The 26,509-nt window shown below is 66.9% G+C and carries 30 protein-coding genes and 1 tRNA gene; 16 read left to right on the top strand and 15 right to left on the bottom strand.

The genetic code is table 11. The annotated features are described in order from the left end of the window. Nucleotides 1-2: 2 nt before the first annotated feature. Entirely contained in the window at nt 3-302 is a 300-nt protein-coding gene (locus ACOFKW_RS05765) for a YggT family protein (protein WP_419816391.1), read from the bottom strand. A 170-nt stretch (nt 303-472) separates the two neighbouring features. Between ACOFKW_RS05765 and ACOFKW_RS05770 the strand changes: the two genes are divergently transcribed. The 4 genes from ACOFKW_RS05770 (at nt 473) to ACOFKW_RS05785 (ending at nt 3,694) form a co-directional block, all read left to right on the top strand. Then, complete coding sequence (locus ACOFKW_RS05770) at nt 473-1,060, top strand: LolA family protein (protein WP_419816392.1); 588 nt, start codon at nt 473-475, stop codon at nt 1,058-1,060. A gap of 260 nt (nt 1,061-1,320) precedes the next feature. Further along, the gene (locus tag ACOFKW_RS05775; RefSeq protein WP_419816393.1) at nt 1,321-2,112 is read left to right on the top strand and encodes an exodeoxyribonuclease III; all 792 of its coding nucleotides are present in this window, start codon (nt 1,321-1,323) and stop codon (nt 2,110-2,112) included. Beyond that, the gene (gene ribA / locus ACOFKW_RS05780; protein ID WP_419816394.1) at nt 2,109-3,203 is read left to right on the top strand and encodes a GTP cyclohydrolase II; all 1,095 of its coding nucleotides are present in this window, start codon (nt 2,109-2,111) and stop codon (nt 3,201-3,203) included. Before ACOFKW_RS05775 ends, ribA begins: the two co-directional genes overlap by 4 nt. Beyond that, nucleotides 3,200-3,694: a L,D-transpeptidase family protein gene (locus ACOFKW_RS05785; RefSeq protein ID WP_419816395.1), complete on the top strand. Its 495-nt coding sequence runs from the start codon at nt 3,200-3,202 to the stop codon at nt 3,692-3,694. Before ribA ends, ACOFKW_RS05785 begins: the two co-directional genes overlap by 4 nt. On the opposite strand, the gene ACOFKW_RS05790 is transcribed toward ACOFKW_RS05785, so the two are convergent. After that, nucleotides 3,691-4,014 carry a YciI family protein gene (locus ACOFKW_RS05790; RefSeq protein ID WP_419816396.1) on the bottom strand — a complete coding sequence of 108 codons (324 nt, stop codon included), beginning with the start codon at nt 4,012-4,014 and terminating at the stop codon, nt 3,691-3,693. The two genes, ACOFKW_RS05785 and ACOFKW_RS05790, sit on opposite strands and share 4 nt — an antisense overlap. Before the next feature lie 163 nt (nt 4,015-4,177). On the opposite strand from ACOFKW_RS05790, the gene rpmB reads away from it, so the two are divergent. Together rpmB and ACOFKW_RS05800 are read left to right on the top strand one after the other, a co-directional pair. Beyond that, a complete protein-coding gene (gene rpmB, locus ACOFKW_RS05795) occupies nt 4,178-4,501 on the top strand; it encodes a 50S ribosomal protein L28 (protein ID WP_419816878.1) in 324 nt (107 codons plus the stop codon). A 152-nt stretch (nt 4,502-4,653) separates the two neighbouring features. Continuing rightward, nucleotides 4,654-5,244 carry a GNAT family N-acetyltransferase gene (locus ACOFKW_RS05800; protein WP_419816397.1) on the top strand — a complete coding sequence of 197 codons (591 nt, stop codon included), beginning with the start codon at nt 4,654-4,656 and terminating at the stop codon, nt 5,242-5,244. Here the strand turns inward: ACOFKW_RS05800 and ACOFKW_RS05805 are convergent. Further along, entirely contained in the window at nt 5,189-6,187 is a 999-nt protein-coding gene (locus ACOFKW_RS05805) for an esterase-like activity of phytase family protein (RefSeq protein ID WP_419816398.1), read from the bottom strand. The two genes, ACOFKW_RS05800 and ACOFKW_RS05805, sit on opposite strands and share 56 nt — an antisense overlap. 49 nt (nt 6,188-6,236) lie before the next feature. Here ACOFKW_RS05805 and recQ point away from each other — a divergent pair, with 49 nt between their 5' ends. Then, on the top strand, nt 6,237-8,027 hold the full coding sequence (gene recQ, locus ACOFKW_RS05810) for a DNA helicase RecQ (RefSeq protein ID WP_419816399.1): 1,791 nt from the start codon (nt 6,237-6,239) through the stop codon (nt 8,025-8,027). A 40-nt stretch (nt 8,028-8,067) separates the two neighbouring features. Here recQ and ACOFKW_RS05815 read toward each other — a convergent pair whose 3' ends face one another. After that, nucleotides 8,068-8,679, bottom strand: a complete 612-nt coding sequence (locus ACOFKW_RS05815) for a glycine zipper 2TM domain-containing protein (protein WP_419816400.1) — start codon at nt 8,677-8,679, stop codon at nt 8,068-8,070. 185 nt (nt 8,680-8,864) lie between these two features. On the opposite strand from ACOFKW_RS05815, the gene ACOFKW_RS05820 reads away from it, so the two are divergent. Beyond that, the gene (locus ACOFKW_RS05820; RefSeq protein ID WP_419816401.1) at nt 8,865-9,191 is read left to right on the top strand and encodes a hypothetical protein; all 327 of its coding nucleotides are present in this window, start codon (nt 8,865-8,867) and stop codon (nt 9,189-9,191) included. A gap of 40 nt (nt 9,192-9,231) precedes the next feature. Here ACOFKW_RS05820 and cobT read toward each other — a convergent pair whose 3' ends face one another. The 3 genes from cobT to ACOFKW_RS05835 are packed head-to-tail and all read right to left on the bottom strand — an operon-like array spanning nt 9,232 to nt 12,727. Further along, nucleotides 9,232-11,091: a cobaltochelatase subunit CobT gene (gene cobT, locus ACOFKW_RS05825; RefSeq protein WP_419816402.1), complete on the bottom strand. Its 1,860-nt coding sequence runs from the start codon at nt 11,089-11,091 to the stop codon at nt 9,232-9,234. Between the two features lie 13 nt (nt 11,092-11,104). Further along, on the bottom strand, nt 11,105-12,091 hold the full coding sequence (gene cobS, locus ACOFKW_RS05830; protein ID WP_419816879.1) for a cobaltochelatase subunit CobS: 987 nt from the start codon (nt 12,089-12,091) through the stop codon (nt 11,105-11,107). A gap of 51 nt (nt 12,092-12,142) precedes the next feature. Further along, complete coding sequence (locus ACOFKW_RS05835; protein WP_419816403.1) at nt 12,143-12,727, bottom strand: J domain-containing protein; 585 nt, start codon at nt 12,725-12,727, stop codon at nt 12,143-12,145. A 65-nt stretch (nt 12,728-12,792) separates the two neighbouring features. On the opposite strand from ACOFKW_RS05835, the gene ACOFKW_RS05840 reads away from it, so the two are divergent. Further along, a complete protein-coding gene (locus tag ACOFKW_RS05840; RefSeq protein WP_419816404.1) occupies nt 12,793-13,065 on the top strand; it encodes a BolA family protein in 273 nt (90 codons plus the stop codon). A 195-nt stretch (nt 13,066-13,260) separates the two neighbouring features. Here ACOFKW_RS05840 and ACOFKW_RS05845 read toward each other — a convergent pair whose 3' ends face one another. Further along, nucleotides 13,261-14,052, bottom strand: coding sequence for a VOC family protein (locus tag ACOFKW_RS05845; RefSeq protein ID WP_419816405.1), 792 nt, complete (start codon nt 14,050-14,052; stop codon nt 13,261-13,263). 66 nt (nt 14,053-14,118) lie between these two features. Here ACOFKW_RS05845 and ACOFKW_RS05850 point away from each other — a divergent pair, with 66 nt between their 5' ends. After that, nucleotides 14,119-15,270: an MFS transporter gene (locus tag ACOFKW_RS05850; protein ID WP_419816406.1), complete on the top strand. Its 1,152-nt coding sequence runs from the start codon at nt 14,119-14,121 to the stop codon at nt 15,268-15,270. On the opposite strand, the gene ACOFKW_RS05855 is transcribed toward ACOFKW_RS05850, so the two are convergent. Beyond that, nucleotides 15,242-16,816, bottom strand: a complete 1,575-nt coding sequence (locus ACOFKW_RS05855) for a GMC oxidoreductase (RefSeq protein ID WP_419816407.1) — start codon at nt 16,814-16,816, stop codon at nt 15,242-15,244. The genes ACOFKW_RS05850 and ACOFKW_RS05855 overlap by 29 nt on opposite strands. Nucleotides 16,817-16,887: 71 nt before the next feature. Here ACOFKW_RS05855 and ACOFKW_RS05860 point away from each other — a divergent pair, with 71 nt between their 5' ends. Continuing rightward, entirely contained in the window at nt 16,888-17,346 is a 459-nt protein-coding gene (locus tag ACOFKW_RS05860; RefSeq protein ID WP_419816408.1) for a DoxX family protein, read from the top strand. A gap of 12 nt (nt 17,347-17,358) precedes the next feature. Beyond that, nucleotides 17,359-17,431: transfer RNA gene (locus ACOFKW_RS05865), tRNA-Thr, on the top strand. A gap of 93 nt (nt 17,432-17,524) precedes the next feature. On the opposite strand, the gene ACOFKW_RS05870 is transcribed toward ACOFKW_RS05865, so the two are convergent. Continuing rightward, the gene (locus tag ACOFKW_RS05870) at nt 17,525-18,460 is read right to left on the bottom strand and encodes an SDR family oxidoreductase (RefSeq protein ID WP_419816409.1); all 936 of its coding nucleotides are present in this window, start codon (nt 18,458-18,460) and stop codon (nt 17,525-17,527) included. A 97-nt stretch (nt 18,461-18,557) separates the two neighbouring features. Here ACOFKW_RS05870 and ACOFKW_RS05875 point away from each other — a divergent pair, with 97 nt between their 5' ends. Continuing rightward, nucleotides 18,558-19,391, top strand: coding sequence for a helix-turn-helix transcriptional regulator (locus tag ACOFKW_RS05875; RefSeq protein WP_419816410.1), 834 nt, complete (start codon nt 18,558-18,560; stop codon nt 19,389-19,391). On the opposite strand, the gene ACOFKW_RS05880 is transcribed toward ACOFKW_RS05875, so the two are convergent. Then, entirely contained in the window at nt 19,388-19,675 is a 288-nt protein-coding gene (locus tag ACOFKW_RS05880; RefSeq protein WP_419816411.1) for a hypothetical protein, read from the bottom strand. The two genes, ACOFKW_RS05875 and ACOFKW_RS05880, sit on opposite strands and share 4 nt — an antisense overlap. 89 nt (nt 19,676-19,764) lie before the next feature. Here ACOFKW_RS05880 and ACOFKW_RS05885 point away from each other — a divergent pair, with 89 nt between their 5' ends. After that, nucleotides 19,765-20,670: a dienelactone hydrolase family protein gene (locus tag ACOFKW_RS05885; RefSeq protein WP_419816412.1), complete on the top strand. Its 906-nt coding sequence runs from the start codon at nt 19,765-19,767 to the stop codon at nt 20,668-20,670. Between the two features lie 56 nt (nt 20,671-20,726). Here the strand turns inward: ACOFKW_RS05885 and ACOFKW_RS05890 are convergent, their stop codons facing one another. Genes ACOFKW_RS05890 through ACOFKW_RS05905 form a run of 4 tightly spaced genes read right to left on the bottom strand, consistent with a single transcriptional unit; the run spans nt 20,727 to nt 24,364 of the window. Next, nucleotides 20,727-21,536, bottom strand: coding sequence for a 2-keto-4-pentenoate hydratase (locus ACOFKW_RS05890; RefSeq protein ID WP_419816413.1), 810 nt, complete (start codon nt 21,534-21,536; stop codon nt 20,727-20,729). A gap of 5 nt (nt 21,537-21,541) precedes the next feature. Continuing rightward, a complete protein-coding gene (locus tag ACOFKW_RS05895) occupies nt 21,542-22,375 on the bottom strand; it encodes an IclR family transcriptional regulator (RefSeq protein WP_419815317.1) in 834 nt (277 codons plus the stop codon). Nucleotides 22,376-22,415: 40 nt separating this feature from the next. Then, nucleotides 22,416-23,483, bottom strand: a complete 1,068-nt coding sequence (gene dmpG, locus ACOFKW_RS05900) for a 4-hydroxy-2-oxovalerate aldolase (RefSeq protein WP_419816880.1) — start codon at nt 23,481-23,483, stop codon at nt 22,416-22,418. Beyond that, complete coding sequence (locus ACOFKW_RS05905) at nt 23,480-24,364, bottom strand: acetaldehyde dehydrogenase (acetylating) (protein WP_419815316.1); 885 nt, start codon at nt 24,362-24,364, stop codon at nt 23,480-23,482. The genes dmpG and ACOFKW_RS05905 overlap by 4 nt, the downstream gene beginning before the upstream one ends. Nucleotides 24,365-24,627: 263 nt before the next feature. Between ACOFKW_RS05905 and ACOFKW_RS05910 the strand changes: the two genes are divergently transcribed. Both ACOFKW_RS05910 and ACOFKW_RS05915 read left to right on the top strand, forming a co-directional pair. Then, nucleotides 24,628-25,158, top strand: coding sequence for a cupin domain-containing protein (locus ACOFKW_RS05910; RefSeq protein ID WP_419815315.1), 531 nt, complete (start codon nt 24,628-24,630; stop codon nt 25,156-25,158). 70 nt (nt 25,159-25,228) lie between these two features. Beyond that, nucleotides 25,229-26,392 (top strand): hypothetical protein, encoded by a 1,164-nt coding sequence (locus ACOFKW_RS05915; protein ID WP_419816414.1) that lies wholly within the window; start codon nt 25,229-25,231, stop codon nt 26,390-26,392. Nucleotides 26,393-26,509: the final 117 nt, after the last annotated feature.

Below are 26,509 nucleotides of genomic sequence, written 5' to 3' on the forward strand. Positions count from 1 at the left end.
CGTCAGTAATAGACCGGCAGGTTGGCGCGGATCAGATTCTGCACGAGGATGATCGCCAGGATCACCACCATCGGCGACAGGTCGATGCCACCGACATCGGGCAGGATGCGCCGGATCGGACGGTAGATCGGCTCCAGCAGTCGCTCCAGCGTGTGCACCACGGAGCGCACGAATTGATTGTGCAGGTTGATGACGTTGAACGCCACCAGCCAGCTCAGGATCGCCTGAATGATCACCGTCCATTTCAGGATTTCGAGCAGGTAGACGAAGAACCCGGCAAATACCGCCAGCGTGGGAGTCATACTGCAAAGGCCTTTCGCGCAAGCGTCGCGCTGCACTCCAGCATCTAGGGATTATGCCGCACCGGCGCAATCGAAGCACGCCCTTAGAGGTCGCCGCTTGGTCTCGTTCAGGTTCAGAGCGTATTCACGGCTTCGCCCCTATATTCAGCGCCTGCACCACGGGAACGACCATGTTCAAACGCCTAGCCATACTCTTTGCCGCGCTGCCGATGACCGCCGGTGCCGCGGGCCTGAGCGACGTCGCCGCGACCCTGCGCGCGACCTCGACGATGACCGCCGACTTCACTCAGACCGCGCCGGACGGGCGGGTCGCGCGCGGTCGCATGATCATTGCTCGGCCTGGCAAAATCCGCTTTGACTACGAAAACAAGAAGCTTCTGATCGTCTCGGATGGCAGCCGGCTGTCGATGATCGACTATGACGTGGCCCAGGTATCGCAGTGGCCGGTGAAGAGCACCCCGCTCGGCGTGTTGCTGGATCCGGACAAGGACTTGTCGCGGGTCGCGAAGGTCGTCGGGGAAACGCCGGGCGCCCTGCGGATCGAGGCGCGCGACAGCAAACATCCCGAATATGGCGCGATCACCATGACCTTCCTGAAACAGCCCGGTGGCCTGGCGCTGACCGGCTGGACCTCACTCGACGCCCAGAACATGCGGACGGAAGTCATCCTGACTAATGTGCGGTCGAACGTCGCGGTCGGCGGAGAAAACTTCAAGTTTCGCGACCCGCGTGTGCGAACTCCCGGCAGAGCGGGGTAAATCATCGGTGAATAACCAAGACTTGCGATAGGGGTTCCTAACCGTTCATTGAAGGGAAAGGTGGCGGGTCCTACTTACGGGATGCGGACAACGACCGCGCCGGGATTTGCCCCCTGTTGCCCGGTGCATCGTCGTTAGCCGCTGCGTGACGAGCGCAAACCGGCCCCTGCTCCATGCCCCCGGAGCAGGGGCCATTTGCGTTCTGGGGTCAAGTGCTTTTGGTGAATGACGGAACGCCCTCGGCTCCTTACATCGGGGTCATGTCGTCCTTTTCCGTCGCCAGCTGGAACATCAACTCGGTGCGTTTTCGCATCGACATCGTCGAGCGCTTCCTGATGGATCATGCGCCGGACGTGCTGTGCCTTCAGGAAACCAAGGTCATGGACCCGGAGTTCCCGCACACCATGTTCGAGGCGATGGGCTATCGCTACCGGCTGATCAACGGGCAGAAGATGCACCACGGCGTCGCCATCCTGTCGCGCATTCCGATGACTGAGGAACGGCGCCACGACTGGCAGGACAATGGCGAGGCGCGCCACATTGGTGCGCGGCTGGCCAACGGCGTGCTGCTGGAGAATGTCTATGTCCCGGCAGGCGGCGACATTCCCGACGCGCTGGTAAATCCAAAATTCGGGCAGAAGTTGGCGTTCCTCGACCGCATGACGCGCTGGTCGGAGAGCCTGCGCGACGACACGCTGATCGTCGGGGACTTCAACGTGGCGCCTCTGGAGTGCGACGTGTGGAGCCACAAGGCGCTGCTCGGGGTGGTCAGCCATACGCCGATCGAAGTCGATCGGCTGAACGGGCTGGCCGCCAGCCATGACTGGGTCGACCTGGGGCGGCGCTTCATCCCGGCACCGGAGCGGTTGTTTACCTGGTGGAGCTACCGCGCGGCCGACTGGGCGGCTTCTGACCGTGGGCGGCGGCTCGACCATGTCTGGGCCTCGCCGGCCCTGGGAGCGCAGGCGACTGGCTTCGAGGTTGTCGAGGATGCTCGCAACTGGGGCAAGCCGTCCGACCATGTCCCGCAGATTGCCCGGTTTACGCTGTGAGCACCGGCGTTGCCGCTACGTCCAGCAACGGCCGGGACGTAGCGCGGGCGATCGATGAGCTGAGGCGCGGTGCGATCGTCGTGCTCGACTCGCCGGGCGGTGCACTGGCGGTGCTGGCGGTCGAGCTGGCCGACGAGGCGACGCTGGCGGAACTTGAAGCCGAGGGCCGGGCGGGCCTGCTGCTCGCGCACCCGCGCGCGGCGCTGCTCAACATCGTCAATCAGCGTGCCGCGGCGAGCAGCGATGCCGTTTGGGTCGAGCGCGCCGGCTGGATGGACCTGGCGCTGAGCGTTGCTGCCGCCGACCCGGTGCTCGATCTCGCGACCCCGTTCAAGGGGCCGTTCCGCAGCGTCGATCCCGGACCGCTAGCGGCGGCGGCAAACGCGGCGGTGCGACTGGCCAAGCTGGGCGGACTGCTGCCAGCGGTGTTTGCAGTAGCGACCGGTGCCGCGGACAGCCGCCTGCGTGTCGCGGCGAGCGCTGTGACCGACTATGTTCGCGCCGACACCCTCCGCATCGTGGCGCGCGCCAAGCTGCCGGTCGAGGCACTGGAGGACACGCAGGTGGTCGCGTTTCGCCCGGCCGAGGGCGGCCCCGAGCATCTGGCGCTGCTGATCGGCGACCCGGTGTTGGGCCAGCCGGTCCTGACGCGGCTGCATTCTGCGTGCCTGACCGGCGACGTGCTGGGCAGCCTCAAATGCGATTGCGGCCCGCAACTCCGCGGTGCAATTGCCGGCATCGCTGCGGCGGGGGGCGGTATCCTGCTGTATCTGCAGCAGGAAGGGCGCGGTATCGGGCTGATCAACAAGTTGCGCGCCTATGCGCTGCAGGACCAGGGCTTCGACACAGTCGATGCGAATCTGCGACTGGGTTTCGATGCCGACGAGCGGGACTTCGAACTCGCCGCGGCGATGCTACGGCTCCTTGGTGTTGGCGCGGTGCGGTTGATGACCAACAATCCCGACAAGGTCGCGGCGCTCGTCGCGAACGGCGTCGCGGTGACCGAACGGGTGCCGCACGCGATGCCGGCAAACCCGCACAACGCGCATTACCTCGACACCAAGCGCGTCCGCTCGGGACATCTGCTGTGATCGTCGACACCGGCGCGCGGACGCTGACCGCGTTCGGTAAGGTCATCCCCTGTGTCATCGGGCGTGGCGGTGCAGTGGCGGCGAGCGACAAGCGCGAGGGCGACGGTGCGACCCCGAAGGGCGCTTGGCCGGTACGCGGCGTGCTGCTGCGTCCCGATCGAGAGTTTCGCCCGCCCAGCCTGCCTTGGCGCTGGCTGCGGCCCGGCGACGGCTGGTCCGACGGCGCGCAGGATCCCGCCTATAATCGCCCGGTCACCCATCCGCATCGCTACTCCGCCGAGCAGCTTTGGCGTGAGGACCAGGTCTATGACGCGATCGTCACGCTCGGCTACAACGACGACCCGCCTGTCGCAGGGCTTGGCAGCGCGATTTTCCTGCACCTGACCCAGCCCGATCGCCGTCCGACCGAGGGTTGTATCGCCATCGACCGTAACGCGATGCGCTGGCTGCTGCCGCGCCTGTCGGCCGGCGACCGCCTGGAGATCCGCTAGGCGGCGGGGAAGACCTTGTGCCACGCGGTGATCGAGCGCGACGCGAATAGCCCGGCAAGGTGATACGGATCGGCGGCGGCAAAGGCGATCGCGGCGTCGCGGTCCTCGAACTCGGCGATCATCAGTGTGCCCATCGCCCGGCCATCATCCTTGAGCAGCGGTCCGGCGACCAGCAATGCGTCGCCCAGCGCCGCAAGGTGCGGCAGGTGGGCGGCGCGTGTCGCCGCGCGAAGGTCCCCCGAATCGGGCTTGTCGATGCAGTGGATGGCAAAATAGGGCATCGTCGCGCTTCCTCGTGGCGCCTGGAGGAAGGCGACCATATCGAATGGTCTAGCGAGGCATTTCGTTGTGCGGAAGGGCCTTTTGCCTTCGACATGCACTTGCAACATGTTCCACCGGGGCCGGTCCAGCTTGACGCGCCGGACACCCGCCTGTATGCGCCACTCCTTTCCGGCACACTATAACGAACCAAGGACTTCGACGATGTCGCGCGTTTGCGAGCTGACCGCCAAGGGTCGCCAGGTTGGAAACAATGTTTCCCACGCCAATAATAAGACCAAGCGGGTGTTCCTGCCGAATCTTCAGAACGTCACGCTGATGTCCGACATCCTCGGTCGCTCGGTGCGGTTGCGCGTTTCGATGAACGGCCTGCGTTCGGTCGAGCACGTCGGCGGCCTCGACAACTGGTTGATCAAGACCAACGCCCTTAAGCTCAGCGAGCGTGCCGCCAAGCTCAAGCGCGAAATCAAAAAGAAAGTGGCCATCGCCGCCGAAGCGACCGCCACGGAAGCTGCGCCCGCCGCGTAAAGCGTCGATTCTTCGATGAGACTGCCAGCCGGCCGGGGTCATTCCCGGCCGGTTTGCCGTTTAGGGTTAGCTCGAAGCAAGACCCACCCCCGGGCCGGCGTCGCCGTCTCTCGCCCCTCCCCGGCGGGTAGGGGGTAGTGCTACACGGGGTGATGCATCCGACCCGCCCTGCGACCTTGGCCGATCGAGCCGCCATCGTGCGGACCCTGGCGCTGGCCTTCGCCAACGATCCGGCGCTTAGCTACGTCTTTCCCGATCCGGCCACGCGCCCGACGAAGCTGCGGCGCTTCTTCGACCTAATCGTTCGCAGCGAGCCCGACCCGGCGCTGACCACGCTGGTCGACGACGGGGGGGCGGTGGCGGTCTGGCGCGCGCCCGGCGCGTGGCGGACGCCGATCCGCACCATGCTACGCTTCGCCGTGCCGCTGATCACCACCTTCGGCACCGCCCTGCCGCGCACGCTCAGGCTGCAGGCCCTGCTCGAACGCCACCATCCGACGGAGCCGCACTGGTACCTGGAGTTCGTCGGCTGCGATCCCGCGCTGCAAGGCACCGGCCGCGGTGGCGCCGCGATCCGTGCCGGCCTCGCCCGCGCCGACGCCGCCGGAATGCCGTGCGCGCTGGAAGCGGCGGTCGAATCGAACGTCAGCCTGTACCGGGCGCTCGGCTTCGAAGTCACCGGCGAGTTCAGGGTCGCGGACGGCCCGTGGTTCCGCGAGATGTGGCGACTAGCTCGAACTTGAGCAGCAGCGTCTGCTGCACCGCGTTGAAATTATCGTCGGACACCATGTAGACGAAGGTCCGGCCGCCTTCCTTCCGCACCGCGAGCCCCTCCATGTTGTCGACGGTCAACGGCGAGGCGAGCCGGGCGACCTCGCGCGGCTCCATGATGTCGGCGACCTTCACCCGCGCGAGGATAGCCGATACGCCATCGAACACCGTGTAATGCCGGTTGAGCACCAGCAACTCGCCCGGTGCGATCTCGATGGCGTCGGTCGGCTTGTATCCCGGCGGCCGGCGGTACAGCAGCTGTCGCGTCACGCCGTCCTTGACCAGCAGCACCGGCGACAGGCCGTTCGCAGCCTCGCCCTCTTCCTCGAACAGCACTCGCGAACCGTCGCCGAGCACTGCCAGCGCCTCGCCGCCGCCGTTCGCCGGCCAGCCAGCAGTCGCCGGATTGCGAATTACCTCGGCCGGCATGGCGCGCAGCGTTCCCGGTCGCGCCGGGTCGATGCCCAGGTAGCGCTGGATGCGGTGGTCCTGCTCGAAGCTGACCAGCGCCTCCCCGGTCTGCGGGTTCCAGTCGAGCGACTCCGCGTCTCCCGCGCTCTTCGACTTCGCCTTGCGGTCGCTCGCGTCGAGCAACGGCGCGATAATTCCGTCCCGGACCGCGACCAGCCTGCCGTCGCGCTCGACGGTGACGAAGCTGACCCAATTGCCGTTGTCGCTGATCGCCAGCAAGCGCCCGCCCGGCCCCGCACGCAGGCCCGACAGGCCGCCGAACGAGCGCGTCGTCGACCGCAGCACCAGCCCGCCTAGATAGCGCAGATCGCCTACCGTCGATTGCGCCAGGTCGTCGGGATTGAGCGGCACCGCAATGGATGTCAGCGGCAGCGGCTGGACATCGCGGACGGCCAGGGGTGCGGCGGCAATCAACGCCAGGCACAGGATAAATCGGGTTCGCATCGCCCTTTCCCTAGCGGCGCAGTGTGACAGGGGCTATCTCCGCCGTCACATGCGATCCCCCGAACAGGTACTTCACGAGGTTTTCGGCTTCCCGGCCTTCCGGGGGCAGCAGGAGGCGGTCGTCCACGACGTCTGCGATGGGCGCGACGTGCTGGCGATCATGCCGACCGGTGCCGGCAAGTCGCTGTGCTACCAGGTGCCGGCGCTGGTCCGCCCCGGCTGCGCGCTGGTGATCTCACCGTTGATTGCGCTGATGACCGACCAGGTTCGCGCCTTGAAGGCGTACGGCGTCCGCGCCGCGGCGCTCAATAGTCAGTCGGAGGACGGCGAAGAGACCATCCGGGCGTTGCGCGACGGCGAGCTCGACCTGCTCTACGTCGCTCCCGAGCGCGCCGCGATGCCGAGCTTTCGCCAGCTGGTATCACGCGTCGAGATCGCGCTGGTGGCGATCGACGAAGCGCATTGCGTCAGCCAGTGGGGCCATGACTTCCGCCCCGAATACCGGCAGCTGCGCAGCCTGTGCGACCTGCTTCCCGGCGTGCCGCGCATCGCGCTGACCGCCACCGCCGACCAGGTGACGCGGCTCGACATCCTCGACCAGCTCGGCATCGCCGCCGACCGCATGTACGTCGCGGGCTTCGACCGCCCGAACATCCGCTACGAGGTCGCCGCCAAGACCAGCGCCGGACGGCAACTGCTGGCGTTCCTCGACACCCAGCGCGGCAAGTCGGGGATCGTCTACGCACCGACTCGCGACAAGACGGACAAGACCGCCGAGCTGTTGCGCGGCCACGGCATCAATGCGCTGGCCTATCACGCCGGCCTCGACGGGCGCGAGCGGGCGCGCAACCAGGCCGCCTTCGTCGGCGCCGAGGACATGGTGATGGTCGCCACCGTCGCCTTCGGCATGGGCATCGACAAGCCCGACGTGCGCTTCGTCGCCCATATCGGGCTGCCCAAGTCGATCGAGGCCTATTACCAGGAGACCGGGCGCGCCGGGCGCGATGGCGACCCGGCGGTGGCGCATCTGCTGTACGGCGCCGACGACATCGCCCGGGCGCGCGGCTTCATCAATCCGTCTGATGGCAGCGTCGCCGGCGACACGCGGGTCAAGGCCGACATGGCGCGGCTCAGTGCGCTGATCGCGTTTTGCGAAACGGCGCAATGCCGCCGGGTGCCGTTGCTGACCTATTTCGGCGAGCCGGCGCCGCCGCCGTGCGGGAATTGCGACACCTGCCTGTCGCCGCCGGCGCTCAAGGACGCGACCGAGGCGGCGCGCAAGCTGCTGTCGGCGGTCGTCCGCACGGGGCAGCGCTTCGGTGTAGGTCATCTTGTCGAGGTGCTGCACGGCGGCGCCAGCGAGAAGGTTCGCAAGTTCGGGCATGAGGCGCTGTCGGTGTTCGGCATCGGACGCGAGCTCGACGCCAACGGCTGGCGGGCACTGGCGCGGCAGCTTGAGGCGAGCGAGGCCCTGGTCCGCGATGCCGAGCATGGTGGACTACGGCTGGGCCCGGCGGCGCGACCGATACTGAAGGGCGAAACCGAGATATCCCTGCGCATCGAGCCCGCCCGCAAGGAGCGACGGACGCGTAGCACCGCTGCAGCGGTGTCGTTGCCCGCCAAGGATGCGTCGCTGTTCGAGGAGTTGCGCCGGGTGCGGCGCGAACTGGCGGCAGAGGCGGGGATGCCGCCTTACATCGTCTTCAACGACGCGACGCTGCGCGCCATGGCGGCGGAGCGCCCGCGCTCGCTAGCGGCCCTCGGCCAGATCTCGGGAGTAGGAGCGCGCAAGCTCGAGGCTTATGGCGACGCTTTCCTGCAGGTATTGCAGGCTGCCTGAACCGGGGCGGCGGGTGGTCCGCCGCCCCGTCGGTCAGGCTTTAGCAGTTACGGTCGAGTGCCGTACCTGCAATGGCGCCGACACCCGCGCCAAGCAGCGTGTTGCCGCCACGATTGTAACGACCACTGGAAGCGTTGCCGATCAGACCACCGGCGACAGCGCCAAGGACGGTACCGCGACCGCAGCCGCTGCCGCGATAATAGCCGCGCCCATAACCGCCGCGGTAACCGCCATAGCCGCCGTTATAGTAGACCGGGGCCGCATAACCGCCGTAATAGCCGCCGTCGTAATAGGGGTCGTAGCCGCCGTAGCCATAGGCCGGGGCGATATACGCCGGGGCGACATAGATGCCACTGTAGTAAGGCCGGTAATAGCCGGCATAATAGGGCCGGCCACGATAGCCATAGCCACCGTACCCGCCGCGATAGCCGCCATAGCGATAACCGCCGTAATAGCTGCCCCGGCCGTAGCCATAGCGACCACGATCATACCCGCCGCCACGCACGTAGTTGCCGCCGCGGGCATAGTCGCCACCGCCCCGCGCGTAGCTCCCGCCGCCGCGATATCCGTCGCCGCCGCCGTGGCGCTGCGCCAGCGCAGGCGTGGCTGCGATTGCGGCGATGCCGACCAGCGCGATAGTCCAGCTTTTCATGACCTATCCTTTACAAACTCTACATCCGAGTCGATCCGGCTCGATGGCGTAGCTATCGCAATGTGGCCGTGAACTGGCTCTGAACATCCCGAAACGGTTCAGCAAGGGTGCATGCAGCCGGAACAATCATGGTCGTCGGGGCATTCATTACGCCTCGAACATAGTCAATATTTCAGGAACAGATCATGCGTATCCTTACCCCGTTGCTGGTCGCCGCCATTGCCGCGACATCTTTCACCACGGTAGCACCGGCAGCTGCCCGGGATCATCGCTACGACAACCAGCGTCGCGGTCAGTATTACAACTCGCGTGATCGCCGTTATTATCAGAGCTATGCCGCCTGCAAGCACTCGCGTAGCCGCGCCGGCAAGCGTGGCACGGTAATCGGTGCGCTCGGCGGCGGTGCCGGTGCGGCGCTGCTGGGCGGCAACCTTGGCGAATCGCTGCTCGGTGCCGGTGTCGGCGCGGTCGCCGGCAATGCGCTCGGTCGCGGCAGCAAGCATCGCTGCTAGTCGTTGATATGGCCCGGTGCGGTATTTGCCGCGCCGGGCCTCAGCGGCGCCGCTTGCCCGGGCCGTCTTCCTCGAATAGCGCCGCTAGCTGCTCGATGATCGTGCCGCCGAGCTGCTCGGCGTCCATGATCGTCACGGCGCGGTTGTAATAGCGCGTCACGTCATGGCCGATGCCGATGGCGGACAATTCGACTGGCGAGCGCGTCTCGATCCAGCCGATGACCTGGCGCAAATGGCGCTCCAGATAATTGCCGGTGTTGACCGACAGCGTCGAATCGTCGACCGGCGCGCCGTCGGAAATCACCATCAGGATGCGCCGGTCCTCAGGCCGCGCCAGTAGCCGGGCATGCGCCCATAGCAGCGCCTCGCCGTCGATATTCTCCTTAAGCAGACCCTCGCGCATCATCAGCCCGAGGTTCTTGCGCGCCCGCCGCCACGGCGCGTCCGCCGCCTTGTAGACGATGTGGCGCAGGTCGTTGAGCCGTCCCGGTTTCGCCGGACGCCCCGCCGCCAGCCACGCCTCGCGCGACTGGCCGCCCTTCCACGCCCGCGTCGTGAAGCCCAGGATCTCGGTCTTGACTGCGCACCGCTCCAGCGTCCGCGCCATGATGTCGGCGCAGATCGCCGCAATCGAGATCGGCCGCCCGCGCATCGAGCCGCTGTTGTCGATCAGCAGGGTCACCACCGTGTCGCGAAACTTGGTCTCCCGCTCGACCTTGTAGCTCAGCGCGTGCATCGGGTTGGTGATGATCCGCCCGAGCCGCGCGGCGTCGAGCATCCCCTCCTCCTGGTCGAAGTCCCAGGCGCGGTTCTGCTGTGCCATCAGGCGGCGTTGCAGGCGGTTGGCCAGCTTGGTCACCGCGCCCTGCAGATGCACCAGCTGCTGGTCCAGATAGCCGCGCAGCCGGGTCAGCTCCTCCGGGTCGCACAGCTCGTCGGCACTGATCGTCTCGTCGTACTTGGTCGAATAGGCGGTGTAGTCGAAGTCCGGCGGCAGGTCCGACAGCGGCGTGTTGGGCCGCCACGGGGTCATGCCCTCGCGGCCCTCCTCGCCCATCTCCGACTCCGACGTCATGTCGGAGTCCATGTCGACTTCCTGCGTCTCGCCCTCGTCCGAGGAGTCGTCCGACTGTTCCGCGCGAGTCTCGACCGACTGGTCGGCGGAGGCGCCGGCGTCGTCCTGCTCGTCGCCGTCCTCGGCGGGGGCGTCGCTGTTGTCGGGGTCGTCGCCGTCGCTGTCGTCGTCGTCGTTCTCGGGCTTGGCGTCGGGGTCGATGCCCAGCCCCAGGTCGTTGATCACCCGGCGCAGCGCCAGTCCGAACGCCGCCTGGTCGTCGATGTTGCCGAGCAGCGTGTCGAGGTTGCTCCCCGCCTTCTCTTCAATCTCGGCGCGCACCATCGCCATCGCCGCCTCGGCCAGCCGCGGTGCCTTCACGCCAGTCAGCCGCTCGCGCACCACCAGGCCCAGCGCGGTCGCCATCGGCACCTCGTCCGGTGTCCGCGCCCGGACGATCGGATCGGTCTTGATCCGCGCCTCGGTCATGCGGTCGAGGTTGAGCGCCACCCCCGCCATGTCGGCCGAGCCGATCGCCTCGATCCGCGCCTGCTCGACGGCGTTGAAGATATCGCGGCCGACTCCGGCCTCGGGCTGGTCGGCAGCGTGTAGCTTGGCATCATGGTGGCGCTTGCGCAGTGCAAAGGCGTCGGCCCAGCCGCGCACCTCTGCCACCTGATCCGCTCCCATCGCCCGGCCCGGCTGGGGCACGCGCGCCTGGTCGCCGTAGCAGGTCGGCTTGTCTGCGGTGTAGGCCAGCTCGAACCCCGGCTCATGGCCCAGCGCGCGCAACGTCGCCGCCAGCGCCAGCCGGAAGTCCTCGAGCGGATTGTCGGGCTGGGCCATCGCCGCGTCGGCCCTAGCGCTTGCCCTTGACCGCGACGCTCTCCGGCAACTCCTCGCCGAAGACGCGCTGGTAGTATTCCGCCACGATCGAGCGTTCGGCCTCGTCGCACTTGTTGAGGAACGACAGCCGGAACGCGAAGCCGATGTTGCCGAAGATCGTCGCGTTCTGCGCCCAGGTCAGCACCGTGCGCGGGCTCATCACCGTCGAGATATCGCCCGCCATGAAGCCCTGCCGAGTCATGTCCGCGACCTTGACCATGTTGGCGACCTGCTTGCGCCCGGCGTCCGTGTCGAACGCCGGGGCCTTGGCGACGACGATCTTGGTCTCGACCGGAGCCGCCAGATAGTTGAGCGTCGTCACGACGTTCCACCGGTCCATCTGGCCCTGGTTGATCTGCTGGGTGCCGTGATACAGCCCAGTGGTGTCGCCCAGGCCGACTGTGTTGGCGGTGGCGAACAGCCGGAAGAACGGGTTCGGCTTGATGACGCGGTTCTGGTCCAGCAGCGTCAGCTTGCCCTCTACTTCCAGCACGCGCTGGATGACGAACATCACGTCCGGGCGCCCGGCATCGTACTCGTCGAAAACCAGCGCCGTCGGCGTCTGTAGCGCCCAGGGCAGCAGGCCTTCGCGGAATTCTGTAACCTGCTTGCCCTCACGCAGGACGATGGCGTCCTTGCCGACCAGGTCGATGCGGCTGATGTGGCTGTCGAGGTTGATGCGGACGCACGGCCATTTCAGCCGCGCCGCGACCTGCTCGATGTGCGTCGACTTGCCGGTGCCGTGGAAGCCCTGGACCATGACGCGGCGGTTGAAGGCAAAGCCCGCCAGGATCGCCAGCGTCGTGTCGGGATCGAAGACATAGTTCGGGTCGAGGTCGGGCACGCGCTCGTCGGCGATGCTGAACGCCGGCACCTTCATGTCGACATCGACGCCGAACATGGTCCGGGCGTCGATCATCAGGTCGGGCGCATCCATCGCGACGGCAGCACCATCGTGCATGTCGGGCGTGTCGGAATCGGCGTTGAGGACGGTAGCCAAGGTTGAAATTCCTCAGGTCTTCTTGAAGGCGGGAACGGTTTTGAGGTGGTTATAGGCTTGCACCACGTCCTGCAACTTCCGCTCGTGGCTACGGTCGCCGCCGTTGCTGTCGGGGTGAAATTGCCGCACCAGCGCCTTGTAGGCCCGGCGGATGGTCGCCAGCGTCGCCGAAGCGTCGAGACCCAGTACTTTCAGCGACTTGACCTCGGACTCCGCCAGCACCGCGCCCGAATGCGAGCGTCGCCCGTGGAACGCATCGGCGGCGCCGAACTTGCCGTGCAGGGCGTTGAGCGGATCGTTGAAGCGGTAGCCATTGACGTCGTGGACGACGTGCGCCCAACCGGCGAGGGGTGACTGCGCCTCGCTGATCGCGTCGGGGCTCATCCCGTCGAAGAAATTATAGCCCGAGTTGAACGCCCGGACATGGTCGAGGCACAGCCACTGCCAGCCGCCGACATGCCCGGCGACGCGGTTCGACGCCGGCGCGCGAAATTCCGCCGGCGCCTTGCAGCCCGGATGCGCGCAGACGCTCTGGTCGGGGTTCTGGACCCGGCCATGGAAGCGCGTACGACTGGGCGGAACGTGATCGGTGGACACAAGACTCGGCTTTGCGGGTTGGACGACTGCATATAGGCAATGACGACAACGTTGGGAGTCGATGCATGGGTGAACGCGCACAAGAAATTCAGCGGCGGCTGGTCGCGGCCCTGTCGCCGTCGAGCGTCGAGGTGATCGACGACAGCGACGACCATTCGGGCCACGCCGGGCACAGCGGTGCGGGCGAGAGTCACTTTACGGTGAAGCTGGTGGCTGCGAGTTTCGAGGGCCAGTCGCGCGTCGAGCGGCAGCGCGCGGTGTACGCCGCGCTTGGCGACCTGATGGCGCCGGAAAAGATCCATGCGCTGGTGATCGAGGCGAAGGCTCCGGGCGAGTAACGGGTGCTACCCTCCCTGCGCCTTCGCGGGGAGGGCGAGAGACGGCGAAGCCGGCCCGGGGTGGGGTGCCTTGCTTCCCTCCCTCACAAGAACGAACACCCCACCCCGGGCCGTGCGAAGACGCACGTCTCTCGCCCTCCCCGCGAAGACGCAGGGAGGGTAGAGGAGCCTATCCCTCTCCAAAGCCGACAATTATCAAGGCGGACCTTCAGCCGGAACGCGCAGCTCGAGCCGGTGTCCGTCAGGGTCGCTCAGGCTCTCCACCACGTCCGCGTCGAACACGATCCGCGTCGCCGCGACGTCCGCTGACCCGATCACACGCCCCGCCGCCCTCACCGGCGACCGGTAGTGCAGCAACTCCAGATGCGGCCCCGCTCGCCCCCGCACCTCCAGCACGACGATATCGACACTCACCCCGTCCAGCCCGTCTAGCGCATCCTGCGTCGGCCCGGTGTTGAGCCCGCGGAACGTCACCTCCAGCCCCAATTCCTCATAAAAGCGAACGCTCGCCTCCAGGTCCGCCACCGCGATCGCCGTATGATCCACCCCGAGGAACAGCGCCCCCGCCTCCCGCCGCCGCGTCCAGCGATCGTCCGGAAATTGTGACAGCTCCAGCGGATGCCCCTCCGGATCGCGGAACTTGTAGGCGGTCACCGAGCCGCTGCTCGCCGGCAGCGCCACCGGGCCGCCGCGCGAGATCGGCGTCGCACCATGCGCCAGCAGCCGCTCGAACGCCGCGCTGGCGTCCGACACGGCGATGGCGAAGTGCTGGAACCACGGATCGTTGGCGGCGGCCGGCTCCGGATAGGCGGCCGCGACCCCCGGTCCATGCACCAGCGCGATCTCCTCCGCGCCAAGCCTCAGCACCGCATGGCCGCCGTCGCCCGCCACCCGCTCGAACCCCAGCGCCTGGACGTAGAAGTAGCAGGCCTGCGCCACGTCGGCGGTAACCAATTCGATCCGGGCGATGCGACTTACGCTGGACACGAGCGTCTCCCTGGGCGAGCTACCGGTTGGGGTGGGTCGATTCAACATAGCGAAAGTCCCGCCGCGATGAAGCTCAACCTGCCGCTCATCGCGCTTGCCGCCGGGGCGTTCGGCATCGGCACAACCGAATTCGCACCGATGGGCCTGCTGCCGGTGATCGCCGCCGATCTGAAGGTCTCGATCCCGACCGCTGGGCTGCTGGTCAGCGGCTATGCGCTGGGCGTCGTCGCGGGTGCGCCGCTGCTGACGCTGACCACCGGGCGGCTGCCGCGCAAGACGCTGCTGCTCATGCTGATGGCGATCTTCACCATCGGCAACCTCCTGTCGGCGATCTCGCCAAGCTACGGCATCCTGTTGTTCGCGCGGGTCATCACCTCCCTGTGCCACGGCGCGTTCTTCGGCGTCGGCTCGGTCGTCGCGGCCAGCGTCGTCGCGCCGGACAAGCGCGCTGGCGCGGTCGCCAGCATGTTCATGGGCCTCACCATCGCCAACATCGGCGGCGTGCCGCTGGCGACCTGGGCCGGGCAGCACCTCGGCTGGCGCGCGGCGTTCGGCGGGATCGCGGGGCTCGGCGTCGTCGCCATGCTGGCGCTGCAGTTCGCGCTGCCCAAGGTGCCGCCTGCCGAACCGATCGACGTCCACAGCGAGATCGGCGTGATGAAGCGCCCCGCCGTGCTGCTGGCGCTGGCGACGACGGCGCTCGGCTCGGCGGCGATGTTTACCGTGTTCACCTATATCGCGCCGATATTGCAGCAGGTTACCCATGTCTCGCCCGCCGTGGTGACGCTGGCGCTGGTGGTCTATGGCATCGGCCTGACGGTCGGCAATTACCTGGGGGGCAAGTTCGCCGACAAGGCGCTGACGCCGACGCTGATCGTCGTGCTGGTGGCGCTGACCGGGCTGCTGCTGCTGTTCGCCTGGACGATGAACCATCCCGTCGCAGCGGTCGCCACGGTGTTCGCCTGGGGTGTCGCGACCTTCGCGCTGGTGCCGGGGCTGCAGACGCGCGTCATGCAGGTCGCGCACGATGCGCCGACGCTCGCCTCGTCGATCAACATCGGGGCGTTCAACTTGGGCAATGCGATCGGCGCCGCGCTGGGTGGCGCGGTGATCGGGCTCGGGCTGGGCTACCCCTGGGTGTCGGTGGCTGGTGCAGCGATGGCGGCGGGAGCGTTGCTGCTGGTGATCGTCACGCGGGAACGCCCAGCCGCGCCTTGAGGTGATCGGCGACCCGCAGCGCGTTGGCGATGATCGTCAGCGTCGGGTTGACCGCGCCGATCGACGGGAAGAACCCGGCATCGGTGACGTAGAGATTGTCGAGCTCATGCGCCTTGCAGTCGGTGTCGAGCACCGAGGTCGCCGGGTCGGTGCCGAATCGCAGCGTCCCCGCCTGGTGCGAGGTGCCGCCGATCGGGATGTTCTTGCCGAGGTACAGCGAGCGCTCCAGCAGATGCTGATGCGCGTCTAGCTTCGACAACATGTCCTTTAACTTCTGGCGCAAGCGCTTGTGAGCCTCGTCGCCGGTCGGGCGGACGTTCAGGGTGACGCGGCCGTCGCGATCGGCGGTGATGCGGTTCTCCGGCAGCGGCAAATCCTCGGTCATCACCCAGAAGTCGAGCGCGTGGCGGGCCAGCGTGTCGAACGGCATGTCGGGGAACCATGACAGGAACTCGGGCAGCGCCTCGGCCTTGACGACATCGCCGTGCGACTTGCCGAGCATCTGGATGCCGCCGAGCGGAAACTGCCAATCGGCGTCCTTGTCGCCGAAGTAGAAGTCGTTGAGCGCCATGGTCTTTTGGAAGGTCGTGTCGTTGGGCTCCTTCGACACCGCCATGAAGGCGGAATTGTTGTGGCGCATATAGTTGCGCCCGACCTGGTCGGAGCCGTTGGCGAGGCCGTTCGGGTGCGCGTCGCTGGCCGAGCGGAGCAGCAGCAGGGCGGAGGACAGCGCTCCGCAGGCAATAACGACGATGTCGGCGCGGTACGTTTCAGGCGCGCCGTTGCGCACGACATGGACGCCGGTGACGCTGCGCCCGGCGGCGTCGGTCTCCAGCCGCTCAACATAGGCGCCGGTCAGCAGGGTGACGTTGGGGTGCGTCAGCGCCGGGTCGACGCAGATGACCTGGGCGTCGGCCTTGCCGTTGGTCAGGCACGGGAAGCCATCATAGGCGCTACAGCGGATGCAGGCGCTGTGTGGGTCGACGCGGCCGGTGTCGTCCTCGTCCAGCAGGATGGCCAGCGGCTGCGGGAAGGGGTGGTGGCCATTGCGCTCCAGCGCGTCGCACAGCGCCTGGATACGCGGCTCATGGCGGACCGGCGGGAACGGGTAGGGGGCGCTCGACCAGCCCTCGGTCGGGTCGATGCCGCGCTGGCCGCGGACGCGGAACAGGTTTTCAGCGGCGGTGTAATAGGGCTCGAACTCGTCATAGCCCACTGGCCAGGCGGGAGAGGTGCCGTCGGCGTGCTGGATGACGCCGAAATCCTCGGGGCGGAGGCGGATCAGGGCGCCGCCATAGACCTTGGTGTTGCCGCCGACGCAGTAATGCAGCCCGGGGTGGAAGGCCTTGCCGTCATGGTCGTACCATGTTGTCCTTGCCTGGTATTTGCCGTCGACGAAGACCGCCTTGGGGTCCCAATTGTCCTGCTCGCGCTTCAGATAGTCGCCGCGTTCCAGCAACAGGATGCGCTTGCCGGTCGCCGCCAGCGACAGCGCCATGGTGCCGCCGCCCGCGCCCGAGCCGATGATGATGACGTCGTAATACACCGGCGGTCCCTCGCTTGTCGTGCAGGAACACCTAGGCCGGACCCGGGTTCATCACGCGGAGTATTTCGCCGATGATCAGCATATCCGGGGCCGTCTGGCTGCTTCCGCGCCTGAGTCTGGTCGCCATGTTCCCCTTCAGCGCCATCGACAAGATCTGGCACTGGCGCGCCTGCCTCGCCCAGACCCGCTCCAGCGGATTGCCCGGCGCCAAGGTCATGCTGATCGCCGCAATCCTCGTCGAAGCTGTGACACCGCTCTGCATCGTATCCGGCGTCTGGGACCGCGCCGCCGCCGTGATCCTCGCCGGCTTCTGCGTCGTTACCGCCATCCTCTACCACCCGTTCTGGTCCTATCCGGATTTCTGGAGCGACGATCCAGCCAGCGTCGCCCGCGAACACTTCTGGCAGTTCGTCAAGAACTTCGGCCTCGTCGGTGGCCTGCTGCTGGTGGTGTTTGCCGGCACCCTGGCCGACCCGCGTACGGTCATGGCCAACCCTTTCTCCTCGACGCGGCAAACCCAGATGCGTTAAGCCATTCCAAGCGCCGGCTTAGCTCAGATGGTAGAGCACCTGATTTGTAATCAGGGGGTCGCGGGTTCGATTCCTGCAGCCGGCACCGTCGTCAACGTGAGGCTGCTCGGGCAAACTCACCGCAAGTTGCCGCCGCCAAGCAGCACGATAACCGTACATCGGCCCGAAGCACTCGCGATCAGCAGTCCAAGGTCGGACTCTGTCCCTGCGCAGCTGCTGCCGCCGCCGCTGTGTAGTCCATCGCTTTCAGGTCGGCGATCAACCCCGGCCCGGTCGGTGTCCAGCCGAGCTGTGCCCTCGTCCAGGCGCTGGAAGCCCGCATGTCCAGACCGGCGAAGCCGGCCATCCAGCCGAAAAAGGCCGGCGCTTCCGCCTCGGACAGCGAAACCAGCGGCAAACCGACGCCGGCGGCGACGGTCTCGGCGATGTCGCGGAGCGCGACGCCCTCTTCGGCGACCGCGTGATAGCGTGCACCCTTCAACCCGCGGTCGAGGACCAGGGCGTAGAGCTTTGCGACGTCGAGCACATGCGCCGCCGACCAGCGGTTGCTGCCATCTCCGACATAGCCGACCGAGCCTTTCGCACGTGCATCGTCGATATAGGGCGAGATGAGCCCTTGCTTGACCGGGTCATGGACCTGGGGAAGCCGGACGATGCGGACATCGACGCCTGACTCGAGCAGCGCGTTGCCCGCCTGCTCGGAGGCGATGCGCGGAATTGGGTGATGGTCGTCGTAAACGTCTTCCCTCGCAGGTCCGCCGTCACCGGGATCGCCGATCGCGACACCGGAGGTGACGAGGAACGGCCGGTTGGAGCCCTGCAGGACCGATCCCAGCGCCGTGATCACCTGCCGGTCCTTCTCGCAGTTCGCCACGAAGTTGGCGAAGTCGTGATCGAACGCCGTGTGGATCACGGCATCGGCTTGTTCCGCGCCGGCGCGCAGGCTGTCGAGATCCTCGAGAGTGCCGCGGTGCGCCTCCGCACCTGCCGCCGCCAGCGATCGTGCACCCGCGTCGGATCGTGTCAGCCCCAGCACCTGGTGCCCGGCGGCCAGCAGCTCGGGCACGACGCGCGAGCCGATGAAACCGGTCGCGCCCGTCAAAAATACGCGCATTAATTGTCTCCGTGATTGTTCGGAGACGCTTTTCGGCCTAGCAATGCTCCTGTTAAAGTAGTGACTTTATCCTAGTATAGCTTTCAACAGGATGACGATGACCGGAAGCACTGGCAGCCCGCTTGGTGCCTTCCTGCGCGATCGACGGTCGCGCATGGACGCAGCTGCCTTCGGCTTCAGCGGAGACCGTCGCCGCACGCCGGGACTGCGTCGGGAGGAGGTGGCCCAGCGCGCCAACATCTCGCCGACCTGGTACACCTGGCTCGAGCAGGGCAGGGGCGGCGCGCCTTCTGCCGACGTGTTGAACCGCATCGCGACGGGCCTGATGCTGACCGAGCCCGAGCGCGAACATCTGTTCATCCTTGGTCTCGGGCGCGCTCCGGCGGCCAGCTATACCGGCTCCGACGAGGTCACGCCGCGGTTGCAGCGGGTGCTGGATGCCCTGCCGATCAGCCCGGCGATCATCAAGACCGCGACCTGGGACGTCGTCGCCTGGAATGCGGCAGCGGCAATGCTGCTCACCGACTATGGCAAGCTGCCCCGCGAGCAGCGCAACATCCTCCGCCTCATGTTCACCAACTCCAGCGTCAAGGCGGCACAGCCCGATTGGCTCAGCGTCGCGCGCTACGTCGTCGGGGCGTTTCGGGCAGATGCCGTTCGCGCCGGCGCCGGTGCGGAGATCGCGCAACTGGTCGACGAATTGTCGAGGCTCAGCCCGGAATTCGCGATGCTATGGCGCAACAACGACGTTGCTGGACATGCCGACGGGATGAAGTGCCTGCGTCATCCGGAACACGGCCTGCTCGAACTGGAGTTCTCCGCCTTCTCGGTCGACGGCCGCCCTGACCTGGGGATGATCGTTTACAACCCCGCCTCGCCTGAAACGGCCCGGCGCATCCAGTCGCTGATGGCTCCCTCACGCCAGGCCTAGAGGAGCGTGGCCGGCGCTGAGACGCCCGATGTCAGCGCAAGTCCATCGGCAAGGGCGTCGAAGACCGTCCTGTAGCGACTGCTGGTCTTCAGGTCCTCAGGCATCACGATGCAGAGCGGTAGCGCCAAGGTGATGGCGGGCACGGCTTCACCTGGGATCGAGCCTATGTCGTCGACGGCAGCAAGTTCGCCCGCCGTTTCGGATTCGCTGCCATTCCGTTCGAAATCGGGGCGCCGGCCACCGTCCATGCGTTCGAGGAGGCTCTCTGATTGCGACGGCAGCAACGCAGCCCTCGCGAATGCTGTCGTTTTGCTTTCGGATTGAGATTTTCCGCTACCGTGCAATTATCGCGCGTCGCAACAGGAGCAATTGGATGTCCGAACAGCCGAAGCCGACGACAGCGAGCGCGTTTTCGCGTGAAGTGCTTACCTTGTTCGATCAGTACGTCCACGGCGCCGTTAGTCGCCGCGTCTTCCTCGAGCGCTGCGCCGGCCATGTCGGGACCGTGGCTGCGGCGACCGGCATCCTGGCGGCGCTCAGTCCTGACTTCGTGCGGGCGCAGACGATCCAGGCGTCGGACGAGCGCATCGTGACGGCATCGGTCGACATTCCTTCGCCGGCTGGTTCCGGCTCGATCAAGGCGTATGTCGCCAAGCCGCGCGGCACGTCGGCCAAGGCGCGCAAGCCGATCGTGCTGGTGATCCACGAGAATCGCGGTTTGAACCCGCACATCGAGGATATTGCACGGCGCCTGGCGGTCGACGGCTACATCGCCGTCGCACCCGATGCGCTGACGGCACTAGGCGGTTATCCCGGTGACGAGGACAAGGCGCGCGACCTGTTCGGCAAGCTCGACCAGAAGAAGATCACCGAGGATTTCATCGCTGCCGCCGGCTATGCGCAGGCGCATCCCGAGGCGAACGGCAAGCTGGGCGCCGTCGGCTTCTGCTACGGTGGCGGCGTCGTCAACATGCTGGCGACCCGCATTCCGACCCTGCGTGCCGGCGTGCCATTCTATGGATCGCCGCCGCCGCTGGAGGGTGTACCGGCGATCAAGGCGGATCTGCTGTTGCACTTCGCCGGCAACGATACTCGGATCGACGCGATGTGGCCGGCCTATGAGGCGGCGCTGAAGCAGGCCGGCAAGCGCTATGAGGCGTGGATCTATCCTGGCGTCGAGCATGGCTTCAACAACAACACGACGCCGCGCTTCGACAAGGACGCCGCGGCGCTGGCGTGGCAACGCACGATGGCGTTGTTCAAGCGCACCCTGAGCTAGGCTCGCTTCATCCTCCGCTGGGTCTGCGTTTTTCGCGGCTCGGCGGTTCTGTATCGTCAGGTGAAGTTGACGGTGAGGTCTGGTTGTCCGGTGAGAGTGAACCGGAAGGTATCGCCGGGTTTGACGGGGAGCATCCTGGTGATGCCGCCGGAGATGACGATGTCGCCGGGTTCGAGGTTGACGCCGAACTCGAGGAGTTTGTTGGCGAGCCAGGCGGTGGACAGGGCGGGGTTGCCGAGTGCGGCGCTGCCCAGGCCCTCGGCGGCGAGGGTGCCGTTGTGATGGATCTGCATGGCGAGGGCGGCGAGGTCGCTGGTGCGCATGGCGGCGTCCCAGGGGCCGTGGGCAAAGCCGCCGTAGGAGGCGTTGTCGGCGATGGTGTCGACGAGCTTGATCTTCCAGTCGGCGATGCGGCTGTCGACGATCTCGACGGCGAGCGCGCAGGCGTCGGTGGCAGCGATCACCTGTTCGGCGGTGACGCCGGGCTGGCGGAGCGGCCGGCTGAGGCGGAAGGCGATCTCGCCCTCGATGCGCGGCTGCAGGAAGTCGGCGGCCGGGATGGTGACGACGCCGTCGCGGGTGGCATAGTGGCTGGCGGCCCAGAGCGCGCCATAGTCGGGTTCGCTGACGCCGAGCTGGGCCTGGATGGCCGGGCTGGTCAGGCCGATCTTGCGCCCGACGATGCGCTCGCCGCGGGCCAGGCGCAGGCGGCCCCAGGCGGTCTGGATGTCATAGGCGGTGGCGACGTCGATGGCGTCGGTGTCGCTGAGCGGGGCGATCGGCGTGCGCGCCGTCCAGGCGTGGTCGAGGCGCCGGGCGATGGCCTCGACATCGTGGCCGGGCGAGCGGGGGTCGGCTGTGGTCATGCCGGTCATGCCGAGCCGTGCGTGGCCGAGGTCTCGCGCAGCGGCGAGCGCGGGGCAAGGCCGATCGGGTCGCCGAGCGGCTCGACCGGGAAGACCTTGCGGCTGATCCCGGCAGCGGCGGTGTCGAGGGCGGCGCGCAGCGTGGCGAGGCGCTCGGGGGTCATGCGCTCGACGGTGTCGGTCGCCGAGATGGCAGCGACGATGGCGCCCTGGGCGTCGCGGATCGGCACGGCGATGCAGCACATGTCCTCGCGCACCTCGCGGTCGTCGAGGGCAAAGCCGGTGCGGCGGATCTCGTCGAGATGGGTGCGCAGCGCCTCGGGATCGGTGATCGTATAGGGGGTCAGCGGGATCAGCGGGCCGCTGAGCAGGAAGCGGTCGAGTTCCTCCTGGGGCAGGGCGGCGAGCAGGACCTTGCCGAGCCCCGAGCAATAGGCCTCGAGCTGGGCGCCGAGGCGGGTGAAGGTGTGGAACGAGGTCGGGGTGCCGACCTTGGAGACATAGGTGACCATGCCGTCGTCGAGCAGCCCGATGTGCAGCGTCACGTCGAGCTGGCGCGCCAGCTGGACGATCATGCCCTGCGAGGCCTCGTGCAGCAGGTTGCCGATGTCGACGTCGCGGGACAGCGACAGCAGCAGCATGCCGGGGCGGTAGCGTCCGCGCGGGCCGCGCACCACGGCGCCGACTTCCTCCAGGGTCTGCATCAGGCGGTAGCCCGAGGCCTCGGGCAGGCCGGCGCGCCGGCTGAGCTCCGAGCTGGTCAGCCATTCGTCGGGTCCGACGAACAGCTTGAGCATCCGGAAGGCCTTGATGACCGATTGATTCCTGGGGGTCGACATGGTTGTTCTCAGCCCTTCAAACCCGACAAACTCTCCGTGCTCACAGTCCCTCGCCTGCCGGGGCAGGTCGACCGGTGTTCGACTGGCCGGCAGCGACCATGTCGAGTGCGACGTCTACTATCATGTCTTCCTGCCCGCCGACCATCCGTCGCCGGCCGAGCTCGACCAGGATGCTGCGGGTGTCGACGCCGTACTCCTCGCTGGCCTTTTCGGCATGGCGCAGGAACGAGGAGTAGACCCCGGCATAGCCCAGGCTGAGCGTCTCGCGATCGACGCGGACCGGGCGGTCCTGCATCGGGCGGACGAGATCCTCGGCGGCGTCCATCAGCTTGAACAGGTCGCAGCCGTGGTGCCAGCCCTTGCGGTCGGCAGCGGCGATGAACACCTCGAGCGGGGCGTTGCCGGCGCCGGCACCCATGCCCGCCAGCGAGGCGTCGATGCGCACCGCGCCGCCCTGCGCGCCGACGATCGAGTTGGCGACGCCGAGCGACAGGTTGTGGTGGGCGTGGATGCCGCGCTGGGTCTCGGGCCGCAGCACGCGCTCATAGGCCTCGAGCCGGGCGGTGTAGCCGTCCATGTCGAGGGCGCCGCCGCTGTCGGTGACATAGACGCAGTCGACGCCGTAGTCCTCCATCAGCCTGGCCTGCTGCGCCAGCGCGTCGGGCTCGGACATGTGACTCATCATCAGGAACCCCGAGACGTCCATGCCGAGCTTCTTGGCAAAGCCGATGTGCTGCTTCGAGATGTCGGCCTCGGTGCAGTGCGTCGCGACGCGGACCGAGGTGACGCCGAGGTCATGGGCGCGGTGCAGGTCCTCGATGGTGCCGATGCCGGGGATCAGCAGGGTGGTCAGCCGCGCCTTGGTGACGGTCTTGCCGACCGCCTCGATCCACTCCCAGTCGGTGTGGGCGCCAAAGCCGTAGTTGAACGACGAGCCGTTGAGGCCGTCGCCGTGCGCGACCTCGATCGCATCGACGCCGGCCTCGTCGAGGGCGCGGGCGATGTCGACGACCTGCTGGATGCTGTACTTGTGCCGGACCGCGTGCATGCCGTCGCGCAGCGTCACGTCCTGGATGTAGAGCTTGTCGGTGCGGGGGTCGAACATCAGGCCGCCTTCTTCGTCGCGGTGCGAAGCGCCATCTTCTCGGCGGTCTTGAGCGCTGCCGAGGTCATGATGTCGAGGTTGCCGGCATAGGCGGGCAGGTAGTGCGCGGCGCCCTCGACCTCGAGGAAGACGCTGGTCTTGATGCCCTCGAAGCTGCCGACGCCGGGGATGACCACCGGGTTGTTGGCGCCGAAGCGCTCGAACTGGACCTGCTGCTTCAGCCGGTAGCCCGGCACATAGGCGCGGACCTTCTCGACCATCGCCAGGATCGAGGCCTCGATCTGCGCCTCGGTGGCGCCCGACGACAGGGTGAACACCGTGTCGCGCATGATCATCGGCGGCTCGGCCGGATTGAGGATGATGATCGCCTTGCCGCGCTCGGCGCCGCCCACCGTCTCGATGCCCTTGGACGTCGTCTCGGTGAACTCGTCGATGTTGGCGCGGGTGCCGGGGCCGGCCGACTTCGACGAGATCGACGCGACGATCTCGCCGTAATGGACGCGCGCGACCTGGCTGACCGCCGCCACGATCGGGATCGTCGCCTGGCCGCCGCAGGTCACCATGTTGACGTTGTCGGCATCGAGGTGCGCGTCGCCGTTGACGACGGGAATGACATAGGGGCCGATGGCGGCCGGGGTCAGGTCGACGACCTTCTTGCCCGCCGCGATGCTGACCGCGCTGTGGTGCTTGTGCGCGCCGGCGCTGGTCGCGTCGAAGACGATGCCGATCTCGGGCCAGATCGCCATCCGGACCAGCCCGTCGATGCCTTCGTGCGTGGTGGCGACGCCCAGCCGCGCCGCGCGCTTGAGCCCGTCGCTCTCGGGATCGATGCCGACGAAGGCGCCCATTTCCAGCACGTCGGAGGTGCGGATGATCTTGATCATCAGGTCGGTGCCGATGTTCCCGGATCCGATGATCGCGACCTTAACCTTAGGCTCGCCTGCCGCCACAATCCCCCCTTGTCGTTCTTGCTTGTCCGGACGCCTGGGCCGGCTCGTTGACCCGATGTTGCAAGGCGCGCGCCAAAACTCAAAGCCGGACTGGATAAATCTCTCATTAGATGAGATGCTTTGCCCGTTGCCTCTGGATAGCAACCCGCTCTTCTGGCCTATCTCGGGCAACGACTAAAAAACGAGGGAGCGATGCCATGCGTCATACCAGGACCTTATTGATCGCCGCGCTGGCCGTCACCGGCTTTGCCGCGGCCTCGGCCCAGACCCCCGAGACTGTCCCCAAGGGCCCCGCACCCGGCGACCCTTATGCCCAGTTCTATCCGGACCCCACCCATATCCCGTTCTTCCGCCCCGAGACCATTCCGTGGACCGGCGAGGCCGGCAAGGAACAGCAGTACAACGTCTACGGCGACCCGCGGAAGCCGGGCCCCTACGCCATGCTGCTCAAGTGGTTCCCGGGCGCCTATTCCAAGCCGCACTTCCACGGCATGCCGCGCTACATCGTCGTGGTGTCGGGCACCTGGTGGGTGAGCAGCAGCGCCAAGTACGACCCGACCAAGACCTATCCGCTGGGGCCGGGCTCGGTCGTCTCCGACGTCGTCAACACCGTCCACTGGGACGGCGCCCGCGACGCACCCGTCGTCCTGATGATCGTCGGCGAAGGCCCAGTGCCAAACGTCCTCGTCGACGAAAACGGCAAACCAATCAATAAAAAGAGCTTCTAAAACAAGCCGGACCCGCCGCCCGATACCAAAGCGTACGGGCGGCGACACGACCATGGGGAAGATCAGAGCAATGACCAGACGTCGCGCCAAATTCGTCGCCGTGATCCTCGGCGCAGTCGCCGCGATCGCATGTACGGGCAACGCGGCGCGCGCCCAGGGTCAGGCCGCCGATTCCGGGGTCAAGCTCGACTACAATGTCTCCGCGCGGACCGCGGAAGATATGGCGCTGCCCAACACCTATGTCCGCGACGAAAGCTTTTTCCATTGGCCGGCAGGTCGCAAGCTCGGCGCGATCAGCGCGATCGACATGGGCAAGGACGGCAAGTCGATCTGGGTCGTCGAGCGTTGCGGCGGTCCCGACAATTGCATTGGCAGCCACGTCAACCCGGTCGTGCAGTTCGACCTGAACGGTCGCGTCATCAAGCAGTTCGGCGCGGACATGATCGTCTATCCGCACGGCATGTACGTCGATCGCGACGGCAATATCTGGGCCACCGATCTTCAGTCGAACGTCGATCGCCCACCGCCGCGTCGGGTCGGGGCAGCGCCAGAAGTCGTGCCTGCCGACCGCAAGCCGAACGGCGCGCAGGTGATCAAGTTCAGCCCGCAGGGGAAGGTGCTGCTGCGCATCGGCACGCCCGGCGTCTATGGCAATGACGCCACCCACCTCAGCCAGCCATCCGATGTCGTCACCGCGCCGAACGGCGATATCTTCGTTGCCGATGGCCATGACAGCGCGCCGTCAAACCACCGGATTGCAAAGTTCGACAAGACCGGCAAGTTCATCAAGGCGTGGGACGCCTGCGGCATCAATCCCAAGGACACGCTCGACTGCCAGCACGCGATCGCCATGGACAGCCAGGGCCGCCTGTTCGTCGCCAACCGCGGCAACAACCGCATCGAGATCTTCGACCAGGAGGGCAAGCTGCTCGACACCTGGACCCAGTTCGGCAAGCCCAGCGGACTCTACATCGACGCGAACGACATCCTTTATTCGGGCGACACTGAATCGAGCGCTCGCCAGGGCAACGCCTTCGTGCGCGGCATCCATATCGGCAGCGCCCGGACCGGCAAGGTCACGGCGTTCATCCCCGACGTCCTGGGCAATCCGACGCCGTGGTTCCCGCTCCGGGGCACGACTGGGTCGGAAGGCGTCGCGGCGTCGAACGACGGCACGCTCTATTCCTCGCAAGTCACGCCGTCCGGCCTGAACAAGTACACCAAGAAGCCGTAGCAGGCCCTGCCTGCCCATGCAGAAGGTCTTGCAGTCTCGTACTCGACGCTTGCGATCGGCCGCTCTCCACGGCCGGTGTTCCGACCCGCTTCCCGGCACGTTCACGCCATCCTCCGC

It is taken from the genome of Glacieibacterium sp. (genome assembly GCF_965200405.1).
Lineage (GTDB): Bacteria > Pseudomonadota > Alphaproteobacteria > Sphingomonadales > Sphingomonadaceae > Glacieibacterium.

Bases quoted from the DNA above. Each gene is read 5' to 3' on its own strand.
- ACOFKW_RS05765 (WP_419816391.1), bottom strand. From the start codon at position 302: ATGACTCCCACGCTGGCGGTATTTGCCGGGTTCTTCGTCTACCTGCTC.
- ACOFKW_RS05770 (WP_419816392.1), top strand. From the start codon at position 473: ATGTTCAAACGCCTAGCCATACTCTTTGCCGCGCTGCCGATGACCGCC.
- ACOFKW_RS05775 (WP_419816393.1), top strand. From the start codon at position 1,321: ATGTCGTCCTTTTCCGTCGCCAGCTGGAACATCAACTCGGTGCGTTTT.
- ACOFKW_RS05790 (WP_419816396.1), bottom strand. From the start codon at position 4,014: ATGGTCGCCTTCCTCCAGGCGCCACGAGGAAGCGCGACGATGCCCTAT.
- rpmB (WP_419816878.1), top strand. From the start codon at position 4,178: ATGTCGCGCGTTTGCGAGCTGACCGCCAAGGGTCGCCAGGTTGGAAAC.
- ACOFKW_RS05800 (WP_419816397.1), top strand. From the start codon at position 4,654: ATGCATCCGACCCGCCCTGCGACCTTGGCCGATCGAGCCGCCATCGTG.
- ACOFKW_RS05805 (WP_419816398.1), bottom strand. From the start codon at position 6,187: ATGCGAACCCGATTTATCCTGTGCCTGGCGTTGATTGCCGCCGCACCC.
- recQ (WP_419816399.1), top strand. From the start codon at position 6,237: ATGCGATCCCCCGAACAGGTACTTCACGAGGTTTTCGGCTTCCCGGCC.
- ACOFKW_RS05815 (WP_419816400.1), bottom strand. From the start codon at position 8,679: ATGAAAAGCTGGACTATCGCGCTGGTCGGCATCGCCGCAATCGCAGCC.
- ACOFKW_RS05820 (WP_419816401.1), top strand. From the start codon at position 8,865: ATGCGTATCCTTACCCCGTTGCTGGTCGCCGCCATTGCCGCGACATCT.
- cobT (WP_419816402.1), bottom strand. From the start codon at position 11,091: ATGGCCCAGCCCGACAATCCGCTCGAGGACTTCCGGCTGGCGCTGGCG.
- cobS (WP_419816879.1), bottom strand. From the start codon at position 12,091: ATGCACGATGGTGCTGCCGTCGCGATGGATGCGCCCGACCTGATGATC.
- ACOFKW_RS05840 (WP_419816404.1), top strand. From the start codon at position 12,793: ATGGGTGAACGCGCACAAGAAATTCAGCGGCGGCTGGTCGCGGCCCTG.
- ACOFKW_RS05850 (WP_419816406.1), top strand. From the start codon at position 14,119: ATGAAGCTCAACCTGCCGCTCATCGCGCTTGCCGCCGGGGCGTTCGGC.
- ACOFKW_RS05860 (WP_419816408.1), top strand. From the start codon at position 16,888: ATGATCAGCATATCCGGGGCCGTCTGGCTGCTTCCGCGCCTGAGTCTG.
- ACOFKW_RS05870 (WP_419816409.1), bottom strand. From the start codon at position 18,460: ATGCGCGTATTTTTGACGGGCGCGACCGGTTTCATCGGCTCGCGCGTC.
- ACOFKW_RS05875 (WP_419816410.1), top strand. From the start codon at position 18,558: ATGACCGGAAGCACTGGCAGCCCGCTTGGTGCCTTCCTGCGCGATCGA.
- ACOFKW_RS05885 (WP_419816412.1), top strand. From the start codon at position 19,765: ATGTCCGAACAGCCGAAGCCGACGACAGCGAGCGCGTTTTCGCGTGAA.
- ACOFKW_RS05890 (WP_419816413.1), bottom strand. From the start codon at position 21,536: ATGACCACAGCCGACCCCCGCTCGCCCGGCCACGATGTCGAGGCCATC.
- ACOFKW_RS05895 (WP_419815317.1), bottom strand. From the start codon at position 22,375: ATGTCGACCCCCAGGAATCAATCGGTCATCAAGGCCTTCCGGATGCTC.
- ACOFKW_RS05905 (WP_419815316.1), bottom strand. From the start codon at position 24,364: ATGATCAAGATCATCCGCACCTCCGACGTGCTGGAAATGGGCGCCTTC.
- ACOFKW_RS05910 (WP_419815315.1), top strand. From the start codon at position 24,628: ATGCGTCATACCAGGACCTTATTGATCGCCGCGCTGGCCGTCACCGGC.
- ACOFKW_RS05915 (WP_419816414.1), top strand. From the start codon at position 25,229: ATGACCAGACGTCGCGCCAAATTCGTCGCCGTGATCCTCGGCGCAGTC.